At 45.1% G+C, this 24,416-nt stretch carries 20 protein-coding genes; 10 read left to right on the top strand and 10 right to left on the bottom strand.

What is annotated here, in order from left to right; all coding sequences use genetic code 11:
* Positions 1–449: 449 nt before the first annotated feature.
* The 3 genes from AAFN85_RS22660 to AAFN85_RS22650 all read right to left on the bottom strand — a co-directional run bounded on the left by AAFN85_RS22660 (position 450) and on the right by AAFN85_RS22650 (position 2,877).
* Positions 450–1,205, bottom strand: a complete 756-nt coding sequence (locus AAFN85_RS22660; protein WP_347529955.1) for a siderophore-interacting protein — start codon at positions 1,203–1,205, stop codon at positions 450–452.
* Positions 1,202–1,960 carry an SDR family oxidoreductase gene (locus AAFN85_RS22655; RefSeq protein WP_347529954.1) on the bottom strand — a complete coding sequence of 253 codons (759 nt, stop codon included), beginning with the start codon at positions 1,958–1,960 and terminating at the stop codon, positions 1,202–1,204. The genes AAFN85_RS22660 and AAFN85_RS22655 overlap by 4 nt, the downstream gene beginning before the upstream one ends.
* Positions 1,961–2,040: 80 nt before the next feature.
* On the bottom strand, positions 2,041–2,877 hold the full coding sequence (locus tag AAFN85_RS22650) for a helix-turn-helix transcriptional regulator (protein ID WP_347529953.1): 837 nt from the start codon (positions 2,875–2,877) through the stop codon (positions 2,041–2,043).
* 223 nt (positions 2,878–3,100) lie between these two features.
* Between AAFN85_RS22650 and AAFN85_RS22645 the strand changes: the two genes are divergently transcribed.
* Positions 3,101–3,685 (top strand): RNA polymerase sigma-70 factor, encoded by a 585-nt coding sequence (locus AAFN85_RS22645; RefSeq protein ID WP_347529952.1) that lies wholly within the window; start codon positions 3,101–3,103, stop codon positions 3,683–3,685.
* A 13-nt stretch (positions 3,686–3,698) separates the two neighbouring features.
* On the opposite strand, the gene AAFN85_RS22640 is transcribed toward AAFN85_RS22645, so the two are convergent.
* Complete coding sequence (locus AAFN85_RS22640) at positions 3,699–4,337, bottom strand: hypothetical protein (protein WP_347529951.1); 639 nt, start codon at positions 4,335–4,337, stop codon at positions 3,699–3,701.
* Positions 4,338–4,527: 190 nt separating this feature from the next.
* On the opposite strand from AAFN85_RS22640, the gene AAFN85_RS22635 reads away from it, so the two are divergent.
* The 6 genes from AAFN85_RS22635 (at position 4,528) to AAFN85_RS22610 (ending at position 16,193) form a co-directional block, all read left to right on the top strand.
* On the top strand, positions 4,528–5,646 hold the full coding sequence (locus tag AAFN85_RS22635) for a FecR domain-containing protein (RefSeq protein ID WP_347529950.1): 1,119 nt from the start codon (positions 4,528–4,530) through the stop codon (positions 5,644–5,646).
* Positions 5,647–5,923: 277 nt separating this feature from the next.
* Positions 5,924–9,385 (top strand): TonB-dependent receptor, encoded by a 3,462-nt coding sequence (locus tag AAFN85_RS22630; RefSeq protein ID WP_347529949.1) that lies wholly within the window; start codon positions 5,924–5,926, stop codon positions 9,383–9,385.
* Positions 9,386–9,410: 25 nt separating this feature from the next.
* Positions 9,411–11,324, top strand: a complete 1,914-nt coding sequence (locus AAFN85_RS22625; protein ID WP_347529948.1) for a RagB/SusD family nutrient uptake outer membrane protein — start codon at positions 9,411–9,413, stop codon at positions 11,322–11,324.
* A 17-nt stretch (positions 11,325–11,341) separates the two neighbouring features.
* Entirely contained in the window at positions 11,342–12,580 is a 1,239-nt protein-coding gene (locus tag AAFN85_RS22620) for a DUF5000 domain-containing lipoprotein (RefSeq protein WP_347529947.1), read from the top strand.
* A gap of 21 nt (positions 12,581–12,601) precedes the next feature.
* Complete coding sequence (locus tag AAFN85_RS22615) at positions 12,602–13,825, top strand: DUF4998 domain-containing protein (protein ID WP_347529946.1); 1,224 nt, start codon at positions 12,602–12,604, stop codon at positions 13,823–13,825.
* Between the two features lie 106 nt (positions 13,826–13,931).
* On the top strand, positions 13,932–16,193 hold the full coding sequence (locus AAFN85_RS22610; protein WP_347529945.1) for a GH92 family glycosyl hydrolase: 2,262 nt from the start codon (positions 13,932–13,934) through the stop codon (positions 16,191–16,193).
* A 30-nt stretch (positions 16,194–16,223) separates the two neighbouring features.
* Here AAFN85_RS22610 and AAFN85_RS22605 read toward each other — a convergent pair whose 3' ends face one another.
* Positions 16,224–17,114 (bottom strand): AraC family transcriptional regulator, encoded by an 891-nt coding sequence (locus AAFN85_RS22605; protein ID WP_347529944.1) that lies wholly within the window; start codon positions 17,112–17,114, stop codon positions 16,224–16,226.
* A gap of 70 nt (positions 17,115–17,184) precedes the next feature.
* On the opposite strand from AAFN85_RS22605, the gene AAFN85_RS22600 reads away from it, so the two are divergent.
* The 3 genes from AAFN85_RS22600 to AAFN85_RS22590 all read left to right on the top strand — a co-directional run bounded on the left by AAFN85_RS22600 (position 17,185) and on the right by AAFN85_RS22590 (position 20,809).
* Positions 17,185–18,645: an MFS transporter gene (locus AAFN85_RS22600; protein ID WP_347529943.1), complete on the top strand. Its 1,461-nt coding sequence runs from the start codon at positions 17,185–17,187 to the stop codon at positions 18,643–18,645.
* Between the two features lie 116 nt (positions 18,646–18,761).
* Positions 18,762–19,619, top strand: coding sequence for a helix-turn-helix transcriptional regulator (locus AAFN85_RS22595; protein ID WP_347529942.1), 858 nt, complete (start codon positions 18,762–18,764; stop codon positions 19,617–19,619).
* A gap of 77 nt (positions 19,620–19,696) precedes the next feature.
* On the top strand, positions 19,697–20,809 hold the full coding sequence (locus AAFN85_RS22590) for an FAD-dependent monooxygenase (RefSeq protein ID WP_347529941.1): 1,113 nt from the start codon (positions 19,697–19,699) through the stop codon (positions 20,807–20,809).
* A gap of 74 nt (positions 20,810–20,883) precedes the next feature.
* On the opposite strand, the gene AAFN85_RS22585 is transcribed toward AAFN85_RS22590, so the two are convergent.
* The 5 genes from AAFN85_RS22585 to AAFN85_RS22565 form a co-directional block, all read right to left on the bottom strand.
* The gene (locus tag AAFN85_RS22585; protein ID WP_347529940.1) at positions 20,884–21,435 is read right to left on the bottom strand and encodes a hypothetical protein; all 552 of its coding nucleotides are present in this window, start codon (positions 21,433–21,435) and stop codon (positions 20,884–20,886) included.
* On the bottom strand, positions 21,432–21,845 hold the full coding sequence (locus AAFN85_RS22580; protein ID WP_347529939.1) for a 4-oxalocrotonate tautomerase family protein: 414 nt from the start codon (positions 21,843–21,845) through the stop codon (positions 21,432–21,434). The genes AAFN85_RS22585 and AAFN85_RS22580 overlap by 4 nt, the downstream gene beginning before the upstream one ends.
* Before the next feature lie 49 nt (positions 21,846–21,894).
* Positions 21,895–22,476, bottom strand: coding sequence for a Crp/Fnr family transcriptional regulator (locus AAFN85_RS22575; RefSeq protein ID WP_347529938.1), 582 nt, complete (start codon positions 22,474–22,476; stop codon positions 21,895–21,897).
* 214 nt (positions 22,477–22,690) lie between these two features.
* Entirely contained in the window at positions 22,691–23,671 is a 981-nt protein-coding gene (locus AAFN85_RS22570; protein WP_347529937.1) for an MBL fold metallo-hydrolase, read from the bottom strand.
* Positions 23,672–23,759: 88 nt separating this feature from the next.
* Positions 23,760–24,329: a Crp/Fnr family transcriptional regulator gene (locus AAFN85_RS22565; protein ID WP_347529935.1), complete on the bottom strand. Its 570-nt coding sequence runs from the start codon at positions 24,327–24,329 to the stop codon at positions 23,760–23,762.
* Positions 24,330–24,416 lie beyond the last annotated feature (87 nt).

Raw genomic sequence — 24,416 nt, 5'->3', positions numbered from 1 at the left:
AAGAGGGCGACCGCGTTAGTTATATTGAACCAAAGCCCGTTACTTAACGAGAATAACGAAAGCCCTTTGCACTGCGACACTTGTATGGCGACTATCTTGTTCTAACAGCTTTCTGCTATCCGAAAAACATTGGCCCGCTCAATCGCCGCGGGTAGGCTTTGTTCTTTTTCTTGATAAAAAGAACCAAAAATCAAGTCACCAGGAAGGCTTCTTTGCCGCACTGGCCTGACGCGCTATCCCCTCGCTTGCCTTTGCCCTCCAAACCGGGCAGAACCACGGGCTGCTAAATTTTGCCCTACTGCGTTCCCGCTTAGGCCAGCCCTTCTGCAAAAAGTAGCTATGCCCCTCCCATCGCTCGAGGCCACCATTGTTCTGCCCGCTTTCACCCGAAGCTTTCTTGCTGACGGGTTGCGTCTTTGGGCGAGCATTAGGTGTATCATCATATCACGTTAAACTTGACTTTCCTCTTGATGTTCTTCCCGCCTTTCTTCCCTTCGCTGCGCGGATGACTGATCTTCAGATTCACCTCGCTTCCAATAAGAAACGATGCTGTAATTTTCCGATTTCCAACCCAACTCATCCCTAAAATAGCTTTTGAGGTTCTTTACTGTATGATATTCGGCCGCTGCAAAAACAAACTGTTTCTTATCGGGGAGATCCATGCCACGCACTACTTCGACGAGGTTGCTGTTTTGTTCGGGATGTGTGTTGTGTACCCATTGCAGATCAAAACGTGCTTTTGAAGATAGCTTCAGTTCGTCTTCTTTTCCATGAACTTCTAAAACTACTTTTGCCGAAGTACCGGCAGGCAATTGTTCAAGCATCGCGCTGATCACTGGCAGGGCGGTGCTATCACCAATTAATATGTATTCATCAACTTCCGGAAAAAGTGGGCGACGGCCTTCTTTCATCCCTATCCCCAGGCTACCGCCGGGTTGCGCGCGGTTGGCCCAGGCCGATGCGGGGCCGTTATCACCATGTGCTACAAAATCAATCCAGAGTTCTTTTTCAACAAAATCTATATGCCTTGTGGTGTAAGTACGACGGGTATTATCTGCAAAAAAGATCTTGTTATTCGCACCGATCTGGACGTTGCTGAACAGTTCCAGCTGCTCATCGGTCATCCCGAATTTTACACGGATGTAGTGTGGCGTAAGGAATAGTTTTTCCTTTACGTTGAATATTGAATGAACCGCTTTTCTCATAACCCCATCCCTCCTGATACTTCTATGCGTTGTGCTGTAACCCACCTGGCCGCGTCGCTGCATAAAAACGCTACTACACCGCCAATATCATCGGGCTGCCCTACCCTGCCCAAAGCTGTACGGGCTATGATGTTGGCCTGGTATTGAGGATCAAGAATGATACCTCCACCAAATTCGGTGGCCGTAGGGCCGGGAGCAACCGAGTTTACACGGATACCGCGGGAAGCCAGTTCTTTGGCCTGGTAGCGGGTAAGGGTTTCAATTGCGCCTTTCATGGCGGCATAGGCCGAATAACCTGGCACCACGCCTTGTGCTAACCTGCTGGAAAGATTGACGATAGCCCCATCATCGTTTAAAAATGGTAAAGCTTGCTGAGTGAAAAAATAAACACCTTTGAATTGCACGTTCATTACTTCATCAAATTGTGCTTCGGTAGTTTGATCAAAATTGGCGTGGAGGCCAACACCAGCATTGTTGATGAGGTGATCAACATGGTCAGCTCCAAAATGGGTGCTTAATATCTCCGATAGTTTTTCGAAAAAAAGAGGGAAAGTATTCGTTTCGCCAGCACTTAACTGGAGGGCAGCAGCCTTTACACATGTTTGTTCAATTTCGTTTACTACGCTTAACGCGGCCTCTTTTTGTGAGTGATAGGTGATAACCACACCTACGCCCTGGGCAGCCAATTTCAAGGCAATGTTTTTGCCTAAGCCGCGGCTGCCGCCTGTTACTAATGCTATTTTGTTTTCTGACATTTTGCTTTCTTTTGTGATCACAAAAGTCGGAAGAGGAGGCTATTAAAAAGATAGCAGTAACATGGTGATAATAGGACAAATCATGGTTTCGAAGCCCGAAAACCTAATGCGGTGATGCCGGTGTGCTTTTTAAACAGGCGGGAGAAGTAGGCATGGTCTTCGTAACCTAATTGAAAAGCTACCTGCTTAACATCTATCGAAGTATAATACAATAACCGCTTGGCTTCTAACAACACTTGTTGATTGATCCAATAACTTGCCGCGAAACCGGTGACCGCTTTAACCACTTCGTTTAAATAAAGTGGGGTTATATTCAATAGTGCCGCGTAAGCCTGCACCTGTTTTACTTCCTTAAATTTTTCAGATAACAACTGCTTAAAGCGGACCACCAACTGATACTGCTGTCCGCCGCTTACATGTGCGGTCTGATTATCTTTTACCAGTTTTGAAGCTACCATACCTGCCAGCGACGCAATAAGTGAACCTAATAACGATCTTTGCAAAGGCTCTGCTTGCTTGTTAACAACAGCGTTTAATACCTCAACCAGTTGAAATACGGGGCTATCGGCCTCCACGTTCACAATTTGCCGGGCGTTTAAATTAGCCTCGAAGATCTCGCGGCTTTCGGCCGGGATCAACTCCATATCCGCGAATACCAGCCAGGCATCAGTTTGATGAACATCGATATAACGATGTACCTGCCCCGGCGCGATAAAACAGACCGACGGACCTGAAAGCTTCACCTCGTTAAAATCAAGTTCCCACAAAAACTCTCCCTTTTGCTGAATAATGAACATGAAATGATCATCGCGATGGGCAAGCTGAGCGCGCCCTTTAATAGGTTCGCTCACCCGCCAAAGCTTAACCCCGACATCTTTCAGTTCGTCGCGGTGTAGGGAGATCGCTTCTTTCTTCATTTTTGTAAAGATATCAGCTATTACATTTTTATAAACCTGTTTTTTACTTTTCGACTTATAATTTTTACGTCCTCGCTGCCAATACATTCTCCGGTATTTTATTTACTTTCGCCTTTAAAGCAGTAGCGTTTCATCCAACGTAACCCGCTGTAACCAATTAACAACGTTTCACCCGCTTTAAAATCAGGCATCAAAAAGTGTAGCCGGATAATTGCCTGTTGATATGCCGAATTATCAAAAATACCCCGACGAGCAATTGGCAACCCTGCTAAAACAGGGCGAACAGGCGGCATTTACCGAAATTTATAACCGTTATTGGAAAAACCTGTTGGCCATTGCCTGGAACCACAGTAAAGACAAAGCAGTATCAAAAGATATTGTTCACGAGGTTTTTATGTCGCTATGGGAGCGGCGCGATCTGCTCGATATTCAAAACCTGCCCGCCTTCCTGGCTTCGGCGGTGAAGCTAAGCGTCTACCATTACTACCAAAAAGAACAACGCAGGGAGGCATTGGCCAAAAAGAATTTTGAATACGTTGATCTTGTGAATGATGAAGAATACCTGGATGCCCGTTTTTTAAAGGAATACATTAATCGTATGGTTGATGAATTACCTAAAAAATGTAGACTGGTATTTCTTTACAGTCGTGAAGCAGGAATGAAAAACTCGGAGATAGCGGAGCAGATGCAGATCAGCGAAAAAGGAGTGGAAGCCAACCTTACCAGGGCGCTCAAAATTATCCGCGGGGGATTAAAAAAGCATGGGATGTATATTTGGTTGGCTGTGCATATTTATAAGTTGTTTTAGATGTGATTTTGAACTATAACACGTAAAACGATGGTGTTAAGTAAAAAATAGTATCTATAAAATAAAGCACCCCGTCACGAGAAAGTACATTTTCATCATGCAGATCTTCAAAGATCAGGCCTAACTCAGTGTTGTAATAATCATTATTTCGTTTATGCTGAAATCCGTTATAGTCCAGAAAATCTTTGACAGCTGTTAGATCGGTAGTCTCGTTTGAGCGGATAAATCTTTGCTTCACGATCGCTTCAGTAAGATTATCTGTCACTCGGAATCCCAGGAAATCATATGCTGTAGCCGGAAAGAAAAAATTATGAGAAAGCAAGCTATTGAAGTAGTCAAGCCAACACTCGTAGAAAATACCAGAATTTGTTTTGAGCACATAGGTATCATCAAAGCGATAAACCTTTTGTTCAGCACCCTCGCCTATAAAATCGTTTATCGTAAAAAGCGGACCATTATAACGGAACTGCTGTCCGACAAGATTTAAGATTGCTGCTGTTTCTTTATCTTTGAAACGCTGCTGTTTTTCAGCCGGGTTACTTGTTTCCGCATATCTTCTAAGGAAACTTTGGGCTGCTTTGAGTTGGCTACCTCCGCCAATTTGTTCATTTCCGAGAATGATATCCTGTAATTCATTTTTACTGATTTTCATTTAACTAACAATCAAATATACGATTTACGCACATTTCGTCAAAGTCTCAGCAAAATCTATAAAAACAACTCCCACAAAAGTTATTTATCTTTCTAATAAATAACACCCTGCAACCTCCCATCTTTTTTAATAAAAAAATATAGGGTAAGCCCCTTCTCGTGTAACATACCAATATAAAGCGTTACACCAATTGAACCGACAAACTCTTTACCATCTTATTAAAAAGGATAAGGAAGGCACCGCTACGCCCGAAGAGCAGCAGGCCTTAGCCAACTGGTACAACCAGCTTTCGGAGCAGGAAGCCGCCTTCCCTGATGATGAACAGACTGTTAAGGACGAAATACTAACCGGGCTGCTTGAACACATCGATTTCCCTAAGACCCGTAAAATCAATTATAAACGCTGGATAGCAGCAGCTTCGGTAGTGTTGATGCTCGGAGTCGGAACCCTTTATCTAACCAATCAACATAAAAACAACAATAACCTTCTCGCTCAAAAAATTGTACCGGGGAGTAACAAGGCTATATTGGTGCTTGCCAACGGAAGCAAAATATCGCTTAATGATGCAGGCAACGGGCAAATTGCCCAGCAAAGCGGTATGCGTGTAAGCAAAAGCGCCAACGGGCAATTGGTTTACGAGGTTACCGGCACAATGGATCAAAGCGCCGAACCATCCTACAATACCATGGAAACTCCGCGCGGCGGTCAATACCAACTCGTCCTTGCCGATGGTACCAAAGTTTGGCTCAACGCGGCATCATCCATCAAATATCCACTCAATTTCACTAATGCTAAAGAGCGCCGGGTTGAGCTTAACGGCGAGGCCTATTTTGAAGTAGCCCACAACAAAGCCCTCCCCTTTAGGGTGGTAACCGGTAAACAGGTTGTTGAAGTATTGGGTACCCACTTTGATGTAAATGCCTATACCGATGAACAGGACACCAAAACCACACTGTTAGAAGGTTCGGTAAAAATTACCGCAGGCAGCAACAACACGCTGTTAAAACCCGGACAGGAAGCCAGCCTTACCGATAATTTCAAAGTATCGAACGTTGATGCCAACATGGCGATCGATTGGAAAAACGGCTATTTCAGGTTTGACGATGTCGACCTCGAAACGGTGATGCGGCAGGTAGCCCGTTGGTACGATGTAAAAGTGGAATATACCGATGAAAGTGTAAAGAAAGAATCGTTAGTGGCGGTATCAACCCGCTTTGCCGATATCTCAACCTTATTAAAACTGATAAGCCAGGCCACCGATACCCGGTTTACCATTGAAGGAAAAACCATTAAGGTTGGCAAAAAATAACCAAATAAATAAACCTGATTATAACCATTAACTATTTAAACCCAAGAGAAGAAAATATGATAAAACTCAACTAATCCCCTTTCTTACCCCAGAAAAAATGTTGATTTATCAGGTAAGATCAGAGACACTCGCGATGTCCCTGATCTGAAGCTTGTTAAGTCAAAATGCCATTGGAGATAACATTTCTAACCATTAAAACAGCCTTTAACAAATGTACAAAAATTTTACAGCAAACATTTGTACGCATTCGTGCAACCTTAAGAAATTCCTTCTTATAATGAAAATAACGACCTTCATAGTCTTCCTCGCTTTTATGCAGGTTAGCGCATCGGTCTTTTCACAAAAAATTACGTTCAAGCAGGACAATGTTACCCTCAAACAGTTTTTTAACGAGGTTAATAAGCAAACCGGATACAACGTATTCTGGTCGCCCAGGGGGCAGCAAAAATCCTATAGTTTGGATGTTGATTTGAACAACGCGCAACTCGATGATGCCCTGAAAACCGTGCTTAAACAGTTTCAGCTAACCTTCCTTATCGACGGAAAATCCATCATCGTTAAAACCGCTCCCGCAGTAAAAACCGCCGCCCCCCAGCCGGTGCAGGAACCACTACAGGCAGATATTACAATTACGGGTACTGTCAAAGATAAAAAGGGTATTACCCTGCCGGGTGTAAGCGTTTCTGTAGTAGGCAATACCAAAGTAGGTACCGTTACCGATAACAATGGTAAGTTTATCCTCGATGTAAAAGATGGCGTTACCATCAAGGTATCGTACATCGGTTTCAAACCTCAAACCTTTGTGGTTAACGCTCAAAACAAGCTTTTCAATATTGTTTTAGAGGAGGATGTGCAACTGGCCGATGAGGTTGTGGTAACTGCTTACGGTAAAAAGGAACGCAAAGAGGCCATAGTTGGTTCGGTAACTACAGTAAAGCCAGGCAACCTTAAAATCCCCGCCAGTAACCTTACCAACGCCATGGCCGGGCAGATAGCCGGTATCATCGCCTACCAACCAAGCGGGCAGCCGGGTGTGGATAATTCAAACTTCTTTATCAGAGGTGTAACCACTTTCGGTTACCGCCAAAACCCGCTTATCCTAATTGATAACGTAGAGCTGACCGCCTCCGACCTTGCACGGCTTAACGTGGATGATATCGAGAGTTTCTCCATCCTGAAGGATGCCAGCGCAACCGCATTGTATGGTGCCCGCGGTGGTAACGGCGTGATCCTGGTTAAAACCAAGGAAGGTAAAGCAGGTAAAGCGCAGATCAATGTTCGATTGGAAAACTCATCATCCCAATCAGTAAAAAACATTGAACTGGCCGATCCCATCACTTACATGAAGCTGTATAACGAGGCTACCCAAACCCGTTACCCTTTAAATCCGCTGCCCTATACCCCTAACCAGATCCTGAACACCCAGGCCACTATAGATCATGCACCGGGAAGCAACCAATACGTTTACCCGGCTGTGAACTGGCTGGATATGCTGTTTAAAAAACGTACCGCAACACAACGCGGCGATCTGAGTATACAGGGCGGTGGCGGTGTGGCGCGATATTATGTTGCAGGTTCGTTCAGTAATGATAATGGGATCCTTCGTACCGATATCCGCAACAACAATAACAACAACGTTAACTTTAAAAATTACCAGTTACGATCAAACGTAAACATCAACGTTACCAACCGCACCGAACTTGTTGTGCGCTTATCAGGTACTTTTAATGATTATAACGGTCCGCGTACCAACGATGCATCGCTCTCTACCGATTTGTACAACCTTGTGATGCACACCAGCCCGGTTGATTTCCCGGCCTATTACCCTGCCGATTCGGCCAATGTGGATACCAAGCATATTTTGTTTGGCAACACACGCGCCGCCAGCGGCGGCCCTGGTAGTACGCAATACATTAACCCTTATGCCAGCCTGCTGTCTGGTCACCAGAATTTTTCCGAATCGCGGATGCTGGCGCAACTGGAGCTGAACCAAAACCTCGATTTCCTGACCAAGGGACTTAATTTTCATGGTATTTTCAGCACCAACAGATACGCGCGGTTCCAATCGCAGATGTATTATAATCCGTTTTATTATACCTATTCGGATTATAACCGCCTCAATAATACCTACACTCTACAATGGATCAATAATCAGCCGGGCCAGGCGCAGGAATACCTGAGCTATGCGCCGGGAGCCAGCACACTTAATACCTTTTTGTATGTGCAGGGCGTATTGGATTACTCACGCAATATTGGCAAATATCACAATGTGAATGCCTCGCTCATCGCCACCCAACAGCAAACGGTTTATGCCAATGCCGGTAGCCTGTTCGATTCCTTGCCATTCCGAAACCAAACAGTGGCCGGTCGTGCAACCTATTCGTTCCGCAGCCGTTATTTTTTGGAGTTTAACTTTGGATACAATGGTTCGGAGCGTTTTTCGTCCAATCATCGCTACGGTTTCTTCCCTACCATCGGTGCATCGTGGATGGTATCCGACGAGAAATTCTGGACCAATATTTACAATGTTGTAAGCCGGCTTAAACTACGCGCCAGCTATGGTTTGGTAGGTAACGACCAGATAGGCGCGCAACGTTTCTTCTACCTGTCGGATGTTAATCTTAACGGCGGCAACTATGCTGTGTTTGGTACCAACTTAGGTTATAGCCGTAACGGGGTAAACATCAACAATTACGAAAATGATGATGTAACCTGGGAAACATCTAAACAAACCAACATCGGCCTCGAATTTACCTTGTTTAAAAAATTCAACGTTGTGGCCGAGGTTTATAATAACGATAAGTACAACATTTTGCAAAACCGCTCATCCATCCCGGCAACTATGGGTTTGGAGGCAGGCATTTCGTCAAACATAGGCAAGGTTAATTCTAAAGGTATCGATTTGCAGGTTGATGGCCAGCAATCTATCGGGAATGGCTGGTACTTAGGCTTAAGAGGTAACCTTACTTACTCGGCCAATAAATATGTACAGTTTGAAGAGCCTCACTACCCCGAAGCCTACCGCCTCCACGCCGGGCAGCCCTTGTACCGCCAGTATGGCTATGTGGCCGAACGTTTATTTGTTGACGATAAGGAAGCGGCCAACTCACCACCGCAAATTTTCAGCACCAATGGCACGCCACCTAAAGGCGGCGATATCAAATACCGCGACCTGAACGGCGATGGTAAAATTGATGGTGCCGATCAAACTTTTTTGGGCAATCCGGGCATCCCGCAAATAGTGTACGGTTTCGGTGTATCTACCACCTATAAAAACTTCGACCTATCGGGATTTTTCCAGGGACAAGCCAAGGTATCTTTTATGATCGATGCTGCCCGCACCGCACCATTCATCAAAAGCCCCGACTCGTACTTTACAGGTAACACGCAATTACTGAAAGCTTATGCCGATGATCATTGGTCGGAAGATAATCAGAACCTGTACGCCCTTTATCCAAGGTTAGGGCCGGATGGTGCGGTGATCGAAAATAACCGCCAGTCAAGTTCATGGTGGCTGCGCGATGGTAGTTTCCTGCGCCTTAAATCGATAGAGGTAGGTTATTCCATCCCCGCGCAATGGGCCAAAGCGCTCAATGTTAAAAAAGCGAGGATCTACTTTAACGGACTTAACCTGCTTACCTGGAGTCCTTTCAAGCTTTGGGACCCGGAACAAGGCGGCAATGCTTTTGCCTACCCGGTGCAAAAAGTATTTAACGTAGGCCTTAACGTGAACCTGTAATATTTACAAACGACATTAATTTGATATGAAAATACACTTCAAATACATATTGGTGGCATTACTGGCAACAGGCATTCTGGGTTGCAAGAAATACCTTGATGTTACCCCCGATAACGTTGGAACGATAGATTACGCCTTCCGCAACCGCAACGAGGCCGAAAACTACCTGTTTACCTGTTACGCCACATTGCAACAACTCCGCTACCCACAAAATGATGGTGGCTTCACTAATTCGGGCGAGATCATTTTCCCTAATAACCTGAGCGATAACCAAGGCATCGACCCAACGGGTTTTAACCTCATCCGGGGAACACAGAACACCCAAAACCCTGGCCTTAACTACTGGAACGGCGAAAACGGCGGCCAATCAACCTTTAAGGCACTGCGCCGCTGCAATACCATGCTCGAGAACATCGACAAGCCTACCGACTTAACCGCAGGCGAAAAGAAACGCTGGATAGCCGAAGTGAAATTCCTGAAGGCTTACTACCATTTTTACCTGTTCAGGATGTATGGGCCTATTCCTATTATCGACAAAAACCTGCCTATCACCAGTTCGCAGGAGGATGTGGATATCAAGCGGGCACCGGTAGATTCGGTGGTGAACTATATGGTGCGCCTACTTGACCAGGCCGCTCCTGATCTGCCCGAGGTGATCAGTAACCAGGCTACTGAGCTGGGGCGTATTACCAAACCTATCGCCCTTTCAGTGAAAGCACAGATTTTGGCTACAGCTGCAAGTCCGCTATATAATGGAAACCCCGATTATGCAAGCATGAAAAACCGCGACGGGCAGGCTTTATTTAGTTCGGCTTATGATGGCACCAAATGGGATAAAGCCGCAGCCGCTTGTTTAGAGGCCATTACCGATTGCGAGGCGAACGGTATCAGGTTGAGCAAATTCATTCCACCTGCCAATATCCCCGGCAACTTAACCGATTCGCTGAAAGAGGTTTTAACCCTGCAAACCGCCGTTACTGCCGAGTGGCAGCTTAACCCGGAACTGATCTGGGCTTTAAGCCCAACTTTCCCGGTACAAAGTTTTTGTATGCCGAGATTAACCGCCGCATCGGCAGCCACCCCTATTTTCCAGGGAACTTTTGCGCCGCCAATTTCTGAGCAGGAGATGTTTTATACCAACAAAGGTTTACCGATAGACCAGGATGCCACCTGGGATTACAACGGCCGGTACGAAATGCGCACCGGCGATGCCGCCAACCGCTACTACATCAGGCAGGATTATACAACCGTTAAAGCCCACTTTAATCGTGAACCGCGTTTTTATGCCGATCTGGCCTTTGATGGCGGTATCTGGTATGGCAATGGTAACCTCAACCCCGAGTCGGCTTATTATGTACAAGGCCGTGGCACCAACGCCTGGGCCGGCCCGAAAGATAATATCAAACTTAATATAACAGGTTACTGGCCTAAAAAGCTGGTGAACTACCTTACCGTTTACGATGCTAACTACACCATCATCGAATACCATTTACCGGTGATCCGCCTTGCAGGTTTGTACCTGTTGTATGCTGAAGCGCTGAATGAGCAAGGTAAACCCTATGCCCAGGTTGTGCCTTATATTGACAGGGTACGCCAAAGGGCAGGCATCCCGGGTGTGGTTGATGCCTGGACAAACTACTCGCGCAACCCATCAAAATTCACTACCAAAGATGGTCTTAGGGATATCATTCACCAGGAAACCCGCATCGAGCTTGCCTTTGAATGTCAGCCTGGCTGGGACCTGCGCCGCTGGAAGGAGCTGCAAAGCGTGCTGAGCAAACCGCTACTGGGCTGGAATATTTACGAGCCCGATGCCATCAACTACTACAAGCCCCGTGCGCTGGTTACCCCGGTATTCAATGTGCGCAACTACCTGTGGCCTATTAAATCCGACGATTTGATAGTGAACAATAACCTTGTACAAAATTTAAACTGGTAACAAATCAAGTACTGGAAATGATGAAGAATTTAAAAAAATGTTTGCTGCCGCTGTTTATGTTAATGCTGATAGCGGGCATGATATCATGCAAACGTAACGACGGCTATAACTACCCCGCAAGTACCGATAAAACCAAACCGGGCGTGGTAACCAATATTAAGGTTGATAATTATAACGGCGGCTCGTATATCACTTACGATCTGCCAAACTCAACCAATATCCTGTATGTTTTGGCCAAATACAATATCCGCAACGGGGTAGCCCGCGAAACCAAATCATCCTATTACGGTGATACCATCAACGTTGAGGGTTTTGCCAAAGCGCAAGAATACAGCGTAACACTTTACACCGTAAGCCGGGCCAATGTAATGTCCGATCCGCTGGAGGTTAAGGTGAACCCTAAAGAGCCTGTGTTTTCGCTGGTGCGCACGGATGCTTCCCTGCAGCCGGATTTTGGCGGGGTGAATGTTACGGCCCTCAACCCGCTTAAAAAAGAGGTTGGGATCATTATTACCGCCTTTGATAAAACAACCGGGCGCATGGAGGTGCAGGATCAACACTATACCAATAGTGATACCATAAACTATTCGTTACGGGGATACACCACCGATCAGCGCGATTTTGGGGTTTACGTAACCGATAAGTTTGGCAATATCTCCGATACCTTGAAAAAAAGCTTAAGTCCGCTTTTTGAGCAACTGTTACCTAAAAACTTGTTCAGCGAGTACAGGTTGGCTACCGATACCAAACTATATACAGGTGCCGACTGGCCTGTTAACCATATGTGGGATGGCGTTACCGATAATAGCGTAAGCGGCTGGCACACCAACTCGGGCAATCCACCTCCTTTTACATGCACATTTAACGTTGGCGCAAGCTACAAACTGAGCCGTTTTGTGATGTGGGAACGTCAGAACGAATTTGCCTATGGCTTCAGTAACCCTAAAACATTTACCATATGGGGATCGGATAAAGCGCAGCCGCAGGATGCACAGCTACCACTTTCATCGCCGGTGGGCACCGTGGTTGGCGATTGGATTAACATGGGCAATTACCGCTATCCAGATCCACCATCGGGTGCTTCACCTACTTCCATTACCGCTGCCGACAGGGCCTTTGTTGCCGCCGGCGTGGAGTTTAAAGTTGCCATAGCAGCGCCTGCAATTCATTTTATAAGGGTGGCGGTGGCCAATGTATGGTCGGGCGGCGACTCGGCCCACATTATGGAACTATCTTTTTATGGCAAGCCCGAGTAATTAACCATTAAAACTTAAGCAATGAAAAAATTGATCTATATACTTTGCGGCTGCTTTATATTGATAGCGGTTTACAGCTGCAAAAAAAATCACCAAACCGATTTCAGGAACTTTTTGGGCGATCATGAAATAGTGTACACCGGCTCGGTAGGCAAGGTGACCATTCAGCCCGGCAACCTGGAGATGGGGCTGAAATGGGCGGCCAGCAGCGATCCTTCCATCACCAAATATGTAATTTATTATAATAACAAGGCTGATTCGCAGGTGGTGAACATCAGCGGAAAAACGGATACCATCAGGGCTGTGATCAAAAACCTGGCCGAGTACACTTATTCGTTCACCATATACTCATATGATAAGGCGGGGAACAAATCGGTCCCTACCGAGATAAATAACGCCAAGGTTTACGGTCCGCTTTATATTGGTACTTTGCAAAACCGCAGTTATAATGCCACAACGCCGTACACCGTAAGCAGGGATGGTTTTGTTACCCTTAATTTTATCACACCGGATACCATTAATACCGGAACAGCCATTTACTATACCAGCCGTACCGACGGAAACCCCAAAACAGCGGTAATAAAGGGCGATAGCTCATCAATTACCATTCGCGATTATAAATCGGGCACACCGGTAACTTACCAGTCATCGTACATTCCCGACAGGAACGCGCTGGATGTTTTCCAGGTACCTGCGATAGCTAACTTCCCAACCATTATTGGCAACGCACCCTGTGATAAATCATTGTTTAGAAAGCTAAGGTTGCCCAATGATATGCAACCGCTGCAAGCCGAAACCGACCTGGAACAGCTTTGGGATGGGGCGACTTCACCTAAAGGTTATCCTAACATTTTCCACAACAATGGTCAGGGAAGCTTGCCGGGCACCATCACTTTTGATTTAGGTAAAACCTATACAAAGCTTACTCAAATAGAGGAGATAGGCCGTAACTGTTGCGCCAACCCCAACGACTTTGAAGTTTGGGGCATTAATGACATTAACAATGCCGAACTCAGCGTGCCGCCTACAGATCCTAATTGGAAAACCGCGGCCGTTGCCAAAGGCTGGAAATTGCTGAAGGAAGTTAAACGCAATGACGATGGCTCGGCACCGTACAAAGTTGATCTTGACGCGGGCGCAACTCCTGTACGTTACATCCGCATCCGTTTTATCAGCGCATCTAACGGCGATCCACGCACGGCCAATCTATCGCAGATCACCATGTTTTATGATGTGTTTAATTGATAAGTAAAAGCCCTGCATTTGCCAAAAACAAACCCTTAATATGAATATCCAAAGAGCATAGCTAAATAACGGCTATGCTCTTTAACTGTTAATCCCTTTAATCTATATGACTAATTTACGTGGCGGCCTCATCACACTTTTTGCGCTATCTGTATCTGCATTTCAGGCCCATCCCCAACAAAACGAAAAGCTTACCCAATATGTAAATCCCTTTATTGGTACCGGGGCTGTAAAAGGCAGCCTCTCGGGCAATAACTATCCGGGCGCTACCGTCCCATTCGGTATGGTGCAGCTAAGTCCAGATACCCGCGACGAACCGGAGTGGGATGCGGCTTCCGGTTACGACCATAACGACACTTTTATAGCGGGCTTTAGCCATACACACCTAAGCGGTACCGGCGCGCCCGATCTGTTTGATGTTTTACTGATGCCTTACACCGGCGATGAGAAAACCCGTGCCGGGAATGCTACACAAGCAGGCAGCGGCTACGGCTCACGTTTTTCGCATGCCAACGAACTCGCACGGGCAGGCTACTACAGCGTAAAATTAGATGACCATCAAATTGGTGTAGAGCTTACCGCCACAGAACATGCAGGTTTCCACAAATACCTGTTCCCAAAAAATGAAAAAGCAAGGGTAGTGATCGATCTTAACCACTCGCTTAAAAAGCCAAACTTTGGGTGCCACGTGATTGCGGCTCATTTTGATATGCCTGATGATCATACTATTGAAGGTTACCGGGTAATAACCGGCTGGGCCAAACTGCGCAAGATCTATTTTTACGCGCAATTCAGCAAACCGATAACCGGTAATGACCTGGTTGACGGCGGCAGCCAATATTTCAATCAAAAACTCATTAACGGTACCGATTTACGGGCGATATTGGATTTTGATGTTGCCGATGGCGCGCCTCTCCTCACAAAAATCGGCTTCTCCACGGTAAGCACAGCCAACGCCAAACAAAACCTCGAATCCGAGATCCCGGTCTGGGATTTTGATAAAACCGTTTCGGAAGCGGACGGCAAATGGGAGAAAGAACTGGAAAAGATAAAAGTTGATGGAACTCCTCAGCAAAAAGAGATCTTCTATACCGCCCTATACCACACCTTCATCCAACCCAACAACTACGCCGATGTTAACGGCGACTATACAGCTATTGATTATACTACCCACAATGATCCTAAAGGTTTTTACAGCACATTTTCGCTTTGGGATACCTACAGGGCCGCACATCCGCTGTACACGCTCATCCAATCGGAACGCGATGCCGCTTTTGTAAACAGCATGATCAACCAATACCAGGTTTATGGCTACTTACCTATCTGGCAGCTTTGGGGACAGGAAAATTACTGCATGATAGGCAACCACGCCATCCCGGTAATTGTAGATGCTGTACTAAAGAACCTGCCGGGTATTGATGCTGATAAAGCTTACGAGGCCGTTAAAAACTCATCTATAACCAATCATCCCGGTTCGCCTTTTACAGCGTGGGAGAAGCACGGTTATATCCCCGAAAACGTGCAATCGCAATCGGTATCGCTTACTTTGGAAATGGCTTATGATGATTGGTGCGTGGCGCAGTTGGCCAAAAGGCTAAATAAAACGGAAGATTACGAACATTTTATGCGCCGCTCGCAGTACTTCAAAAACCTGTATGATCAATCTACAGGCTTTTTCAGAGGTAAAAACAACGACGGACAATGGCTAAGCCCATTCAATCCATTACAATACGGAAGCAACGGCGGTAATCCATACACCGAGGGAAACGCATGGCAATACTACTGGTATGTACCGCATGATATTGATGGCTTGATGAACTTAACGGGAGGCAAAGAAAAATTTGCGGCCAAACTGGATACCTTCTTCACTTTAAATAGTAAGCCCGGCGAGGTTAACGGCAATGCATCCGGCTTTATAGGCCAGTACGCGCACGGCAACGAACCAAGCCACCACATTACTTACTTATACAATTACGCCGGCCAGCCCTGGAAAACCCAGTATTATGTATCCAAAGTATTGAACGAACTGTACAACACCTCATCGTCGGGATATGCAGGTAATGAAGATTGCGGGCAAATGTCGGCCTGGTATGTTTTCAGCGCCATGGGCTTTTACCCGGTTAACCCGGCGGGTGGCACCTATGCCATTGGAAGCCCGGTGTTAAAAAAGGCGAGTATCCAACTATCCGGAGGGAAAACATTTACTGTATTGGCCAATAACAGTTCGGCTAAAAACATCTATATCCAATCGGCAAAGCTGAATGGTAAAAGTTATTCGCATGCTTATTTAACACAGGGTGATATCAGCAATGGTGGAACGCTGGAGTTGAATATGGGGCCGAAGCCTAGTAAGAAGTGGGGATTGTAACACTTACCTAAGATCATAAAAGGCCGGTATCTATGCAGATGCTGGCCTTTTTCTTTCCGATTCCATCTCGTCCGGTTTATTATTTTCTATCTGTTTTCGCCAGGCTGTTAAGCTTATGCCATCCTTATGTTTTTTAAAAAACTTATTGAGATGGCTTTCATCGGCAAAACCAAACTCATGAGCTATCTCATTGATCCGCTGATCGCTAAACTGAAGCCGGTGCTCTATCAACCTCAATTTATAGGTAGCAATAAAATGTTGTAGGGTTTCGCCGCATTGTTCTTTAAAGTAGGCGCCCAGGTATGAGTTTGATATTCCAAACCTTCCGGCCATTACGGGAGTGCGCAGCTTTGAGGGGTAAAAAATATTTGTCTGGATATAATCAACTATTTCAATTATCCTTTTATCAGTATTGGTACCAACGTCAACTGGCTTTATGGAAGCTATGTTTCTTGCCGCTATTACGATCAGGGCATTTACAAAATGAATGGTAAGGTCTTCATTGTAAATCCCTCCGTGTTTCAGCCCATGAAGTATGGAAGATACCAGCCCATCAACCAGAGGAAAATCGGCTGGGTTACGCAATATGCAGCCCGAAAGATGGGAAGCGTAGTACAACAAGCATTCCATATGATCGATACTTTTGGAGCGGTATTCTTTGATATGGCTGGTGTAAAACCTAATGAGCAAAAACTCGGTCTCAGCTTCTATCAAAAAACTATGACGATCATTAGGAGTAAGAAGCATCAGGTTACCTTTTTGATAAGGCATTTGCCAACCATTGATACCCAATATTCCATTACCCGAAATAACATACGCCATTTGGAAAAACGTAAAGTGAAGATCGCCGGATGAACGGGCGTTATTATTTACGGGCAACTTTTTGTAAACCACCTCTACCGACTTATGCATGTTTTCCATATCGCAAAGTACTGTTTTATCATGAAAATATACCGGAATATAAAGCAAATGCCGGTTTATTTTTGCTAATATGAAAACAAAAAAAGTAATCGTTCTGGGAGCCATCTGCATGACATCTATCATGTTTGGCCTGGAAATTTCAAGCGTGCCGGTCATACTCCCCTCGCTCCAAAATATCATGAGTAGTAGCTTTAGTCAGATTGAATGGATCATGAATGCCTATACCATCGCCTGCACCATGGTACTGATGGCAACAGGAAGCCTGGCAGACAGGTTTGGACGAAAAAGGCTATACCTGATCAGTATCGCCCTGTTTGGCCTAACTTCTTTTGCCTGCGGTATGGCCGGTAATGTATCGCTGCTTATCGCAGCCCGCTTTGTTCAGGGTATTGGCGGCGGGGCAATGTTAATTTGCCAGATAGCCGTACTTTCCCAACAGTTTCGCGAGGGGAAAGAACGGGCCCTGGCATTTAGCATGTGGGGGATTGTTTTTGGTGCCGGACTTGGTTTTGGGCCTATCATTGGCGGCGCTATTATGGCCATGCTTAGCTGGAAATGGATTTTCCTGATCCACGTACCATTATCGGCCATGGCACTGCTACTTGTTGCCGCGGGAGCTACCGAATCAAAAGATCCCAACGCCCAAAAGCTGGACATTCCCGGTATTATTTTACTGTCTATGACGGTATGCGGCCTCACTTTCTTTATCACGCAGGGGCCGGAAATAGGTTTCGTAAGCCTGGCCGACATCGCTATTTTTATTTTAACGGTAATATGTTTCCTGCTTTTTATTCGGGCCGAAAAAGTGAGCAGTTACCCCATGTTTGATTTTTCCGTATTCCGGATCTATACATTTTCGGGCGCGTTGCTTGGCTCTATGGGAATGAATTTTAGTTTCTGGCCTTTCATAGTCTATTTTCCCATCTATTTTCAGCATGCACTTGGGTATGATGTAGTAACTACCGGGCTTTCATTATTGGGCTACACCATCCCTACCCTCATTATTCCGCCACTGGCCGAGCGGCTTTCTCTCAAATACCGCCCGGGTATCATCATTCCGTTAGGCATGTTTACTATTGGATCGGGATTTTTTTTGATGAGGTTAGGCATTGGCCAGGAACATGCCAGCTGGCTAACGGTACTTCCCGGAGCTTTGGTAGCAGGTGCCGGACTTGGTTTAACCAATACCCCGGTAACCAATACAACCACCAGCTCCATTCCCGAATCGCGGGCAGGCATGGCATCGGGCATTGATATGAGTGCGCGGCTAATTACCCTCGCCATCAATATCGCTCTGATGGGTTTTATCCTTATTGCGGGAATCTATACCTTTTTAAGCAATGCCCATTATGGGAACTCCGCAAACCGGCATATATTATCGGCAAAGATCGCATCGGGTAATATACCGCTTCAACCGTTTTACCGCCAGGCGCTGGTACACGGCTTTGAATGGGCAATGTTGTATGCAGCCATAGGTGTTTGGGTACTTGCGGCAATCAGTTTTAAAATATTTAAAAATGCAGACCGATGATCTGATATCCTAACCTGTGGCAGCTTTTAACACGCCACAGGTTAAATCAGATCGATACAAAGTTATACCTTTATGGTTGTTACCATGCCGGCGATATCTTTTGTAGAAAAAAATTAATGCGTAAAAATCCAGGTGCTATCCCAGTAAATAAATTTGGCGATGATAACGATGGTGGAATTTCTATCGAAAGGCTCTCTCTTGAATCGTTTCCAGACCTGACGGAATGGGTACAACCTGAAAGGCATGATCGCCATACGTTTTTTGTTACCGAAGAAGGCAGTGTGACGATGGAGATCGATTTCCAAAAATTCAGGATAGGTTCTCCCTCGCTCATTTATATGCATCCCGACCAGGTACACCGCATCATCGCGTTTGAAAACGTTACAGTAACGGCCTGGGGAATTGATAATAATAACTTAGCTCCTGATTACCTGAAATTGCTGGAGGGATTGACACCAACCACTCCGCTATCGTTAAATCAGGAAGCTTTCAATTTGCTATCCGATTCGATATCCGTTTCCCTCAAATTAGCTAAAAGGATAAATACACCGCTGTATCACCGCCTGCTTAAAGACCAGGTAAACGCACTGGTAAGTTTATCAATTTCCTTTTTTATGGAATGCGAAAAGCCTGTTAGCAACGCATCAAGATCAGAGACTATTACCAAGGCTTTCCGTGAAACATTGGCGGCTCATTTTACTGTGCTAAAACGCCCGGCCGAATACGCAGAAAAATTAAACCTATCCATCCCCTATTTAAACGAGTGCGTTAAAAGCACAACCGGTCAGCCGGTTTCCTATCATATTCAGCAGCGGGTTATTTTAGAGGCTAAACGCCTGCTTTACCATTCCGATCAGTCGCTCAAAGAAATAGCGGCCACTTTAGGTTACGATGACTACACCTACTTTTCCCGTCTATTTGCCAAAGTGGCTGGTATGTCTCCGGTAGCTTTCCGGCAGAAAAACCTCGATTAGTCCAAGTCTTCCTCCTTTCCGGCCTACCAAACGCCTTCTATTAGCTGTTCATTTGCATCAACAAAAATGTAATTGAAATGAAAACAGCACATCATAAAAAAGTATTGATATCGGGGGCCAGTTTTGCGGGTTTATGCACCGCGTACTGGATGATCAAACTGGGTTACCAGGTAACTATTGTTGAAGTTGCCTCCAGCCTTAAAAAAGGCGGTACGCCTGTAGATATTATGGGTAACACTATCGAAACCGTTAAACGGATGGGCATATTCGATCAGATTTATGCCAACCGGGTTACTATGGAACGGATGGAATTTAAAAACGCGGATGATATTACGCTTCGAACAGATTTTCATGAACAACGCCCTGATGTTGAATACGAGATAGAGCGGGATGCATTATTAGAGATGATCCACGATCTGATAAAAAACGAGGCCCAGTTTATTTACGGAGATAGTATTACCGGGTTAACCGAAAACCATGACCATATTGAAGTAACATTCAAAAAAACGCCACCAATGAGTTTCGACCTGGTATTTGGTTGTGATGGTATCCATTCGGCTGTTCGTAAACACTGGTTTGGTGCAGAAGCGGAATTTTCTCATTTTCTCCAGGCATATTTTTCTATCACCATTGTAGATAAACTGCTTATCCCGGAGAATTCGACACAAATGTATAGCGAGCCGGGCAAAACAATTATGCTGAATACCTACAACGGCAAAACAGATATTTGCTTCGCTTATCATTCGGAAAAAGAACTTCCCTACGATTACCGAAACGAACAGCAACAACGCGATATGATCTTCGATCAGTTTAAAAATACAGGCTGGCGCGCGGCAGAACTACTGGAAGAAGTACGCCTGTCCGGAACATTTTACTTTGATAAACTTTGCCAGGTAAAAATGCCATCGTGGACCAAAGGCCGTGTTGCATTGGTTGGCGATGCAGGTTATTGTGCGTCGCCGGCTGCTGGCCGGGGTGGCTCGCTGGCCATAGATGGCGCGGTTGCACTGGCTGATGCTTTTGAAAAATGGAACGGCGATCATGAGGCCGCATTTAGGGAATACAATGAGAGCTTTCGCCCGTTTATAGAAGAGGTTCAGGCGGGTGTTGTTGAATACGGTGTTGGCACACTTATTCCTAAAACGCAGGAGGCTGTTGATAAACGAAATAAAGAAGGCTTCAATTTTTAAAACCTCCTTTATTTAGATAGGGGTATGATCTATAACTTATTGGCCCGACTTAAAAACAGGTTGAGGCCAATAAGTTATAAAGTAATGTTCCTGAGCTTTTTCCTCATTTTTAATGAAGGTTGAGGATAATAATCAGTCAATTCCAACGAATATATCACGGTTGTTATCTTCCATGTACCATCCTTTTTTATCAGGGTTAAGTATTTGTTGCCCCAGTTGGTCATCCTGTTGTTGCCCCAAAAGCTGTAATCCATCATTACCGATGCTACCGCGCCATCTTCGGCTATTGCTACATTGTCGAACTTATCTTCGGTAGCTTGAAAGCGAAACAATGACCTCATAAAGCCTTTGTAAGTGCTCGAAAAGTAATTGCTTCCGGCGGCCTTCTCTCCTTTTTTCGCCACCTCCCGGGCCTGTGAATTATCTTTCAGCGCGCCGCACCAGGTTACCGGACCATCTATAAACAATGAATAAAAGGTGGAGGAATCCCGCTCGATCACGCTTTTTGAATAGGTTGCTATGATAGCTTCTATTTGCTGTTTATCCGTGCTTGCCTGCTGTGCGAGGGAACACTGTGCCGTAGTTATTAATATAACAACCACAAACATTTTCAATAAGCTCATCATGCCGTTTTTAATTTCTGCTGATTAGTGATAAGCTTATATTCAATAGTTGCCCCATCGTACCCATAGGCATCGGCCTTCATTTCCTGAATGGCGGTGTAGCTAATTGGGTGCACACCACCAAGAATGGCAGATAGGGATTCATGAACGGCCTGGATATAGTTGGATTTATCTACCTTAAGATTGGTAGAATCAGAGATCCTGATCACGAGGTGAAAACTTTTAGCCTTCTGATCGGCCAATGAAACGGCATCTACAAACCATAAATTATCGGGCACAAACGAAACTAAAACAACCGTAACCTCGGGCTTTTTGTGTAAAACATCTTTGGTTAGCCTGCCTATTTCTGTAACAAGTTGCTGTGCCAAGGCGGCATCTTCCTGTCCGCTTATTTTTAAATTAATTACCGGCATACTTCAAATTTTTAATGATTGAAGTACAAAGGTCGGAGGCGGCTGGCGCTTATTTATTGATGTATGTTAAGAGTTTGATGCGGCTAAGCGACTCGGGTTTTACGCCCAGGTATGAGGCGATATGATATTGTGAAACCCGCTGTTCTATCCCCAGATAAACCGCAGAAAGTCCTTCCAGCCGTTCGGCAGCAGTTTGTTTCAGAAATGCAGTTTCACGTTTGCATTTCCTGATAAAATAGCTTTCGGAGATATAGTTGGTAAGCTTTAAAAATTCGGTATTGGCGGCTATCAGCGCGTTTAGTTTATCACGACTGATCAATTGGACAACACAATCAGTCAAAGCTTCGATGTTGCAATTAGTTGGCATCCCCGTAAGGAAACTGGTGTACGCGCTTACGATGCTGTTATCAAAATAAAAATCGTTGTTAAACTCTTCTTCATCCTTACTTACGTATGATCGGAGAGTTCCTTCTGTAACAAACCCAACAAAATCGCAAACCGAACCTTCGCGAATCAGGTGCTCTTTCTTTTTCAGCTTTTTCGTTCTTAGCTGTTTGGAAAAAAGCTCCGCTTGATCGCTATTTAAACCTAAGCGCTGAAATAAAGTTTCTATGGGGGCGTCGGATATCATTTATCCAAAAATAGCCTTATTTTATTTTAGATGTTGTTTAAAACATGTAAAAGTAGTTATTGTGAGAGGCTAAAAACCCAACTTCTGAAGCGAGTAATGACAAAGCAGGTAAGACTTACGAAGTTTTAAAAACTTCGTAAGTCTGGACTTCACCACCCGTCATTGATAAGTATAAAGCAATCACGTAACAGGTTATTCTCTATTAAAACCGCTATTACTTATTAATAGTATAGTTAGCCGGGATATAAACATAGGCCTGCCCTTGTGCACGCATATGCCCTATACCCGGAAAAGAAAGGTGATCGCCAGCTACCCAATAACCGTTTTTGGCGGCATCGGCAAATACTTTTTCCCGTTGGGCTTTTGCTGCGGGTTGGTCAACATCGTAAACAATGGTTACTGCCGGATCGGGGAATTGCACCGCAGCAATATGCATGATATCACCCCAAAAAACTAATTTTTGATTTTTACTTTGCAAGGCGTAGGCAGTATGCCCGGGAGTGTGGCCGGGAGTTGCTATAGGGGTAATGCCCGGAAATAGTTCCTTGCCGTAGGTAAAAGTTTTCACTTTGCCTGCTTTAAGGTACGGGCCAACGCTGGCTTCTGCCTGGGCATAATAATTTTTAAGGCCTTCGGGCGCTTTCTCTTTGTTGCCAGGGCCAAACCAGAAATCGACTTCGGGTTTACTGATGTAGATGGTGGCGTTGGGGAAAACCATCTGCTCGCCGTTCATCAATCCGCCGGTATGGTCAATATGGGCGTGGGTTATCAGTACCGCGTTAATTTGTTCGGGCTTGTAGCCTGCTTTAGCCAGGCTTTCTGTTAAATGGCCTAAGCTTGGGCCATAGTTTCCGGCGGTACCGGCATCAACCAGTATCAACTGATCGCCATTTTTGATAAGGTAAGCGTTTACCGAAACCTCGATAGGATCTGTTTGAAAATCCTTTTTCAGGGCACCATCAATTTCGCCGGGTTTGTCGTTTTTTAATAGCTGGTGCAGGTTTTGGGGAATTGTTCCGTCGGATAGCGCGATCACATCAAAATCGCCTATTTGCACGTGGAAATATCCTGCCTGATCGATGCTTTGGCTTTGTGCCAAAACCTTTGAAGAGTTTATTGATAACGCGCAGAACGATATAAGTACTGCAGCCGCGGTTTTTGAAATAGCCCGCAAAGCATAATTGAAATATTTCATTTTTATAAAATTTAATGAAGCAAAATTTCAAAAATGCGTAGCCACGGCTAAGGACAATTGTCACTTTGATTTTGTGACAAACCTCACATCAGGAATTATAAAGGCGGCTCAGCGTTTCGCGCGAAACGCCCAGGTACGAGGCGATAAAAGTTTTAGGGATGCGTTTTATTAAATGAGGATATTGGCGTACAAACTGTTCATAACGGTCTTTGGCGTTACCCTTGATCATGATCTGCAAACGTTTTTGCAGCGAAGTATAACCCAGGTTGGCTTTAACCTGTAAAAAATGCTCAAATTTCCAAAGCTCTTTTCCCAGCTTACTGCGGTCTTCAAGGGTGATGCCAAGCAATTCGCAATCTTCCAGGCAGCTGATATTTACGGTGGCCGGTACGCCTTTAAAAAAGGCATCCCTATCGGTCATCCACCAATCTTCCACACCAAACTGGTAAATAAATTCCTTACCCGAATCGGCATCTACAACGAAGGCTTTTAAGCAGCCTTTCACCACAAAATACTCGTACTTAACATGATCATCTGCCTGAACAAGGTAAGCGTGCTTTTTAAGCTTTTTTATTTTGAAGTGTGATAGGATATAAGCAAACTCCTCATCAGTAAGGGGACTAATAGCTTCAATATGATCACGCAGCAGTTTAGACATAATTCAAATTTACTCCAATTAATAAACTTTTACGCCCTTACCGATAAATACCGCAAGAAGCGGATTGCATATTGCCCGCAGTATCAG

This window comes from Mucilaginibacter sp. CAU 1740, from assembly GCF_039839285.1.
Lineage (GTDB): Bacteria > Bacteroidota > Bacteroidia > Sphingobacteriales > Sphingobacteriaceae > Mucilaginibacter.
Note: the sequence above shows the minus strand (reverse complement) of the source record. Positions and strands in the feature narration are given on the sequence as shown.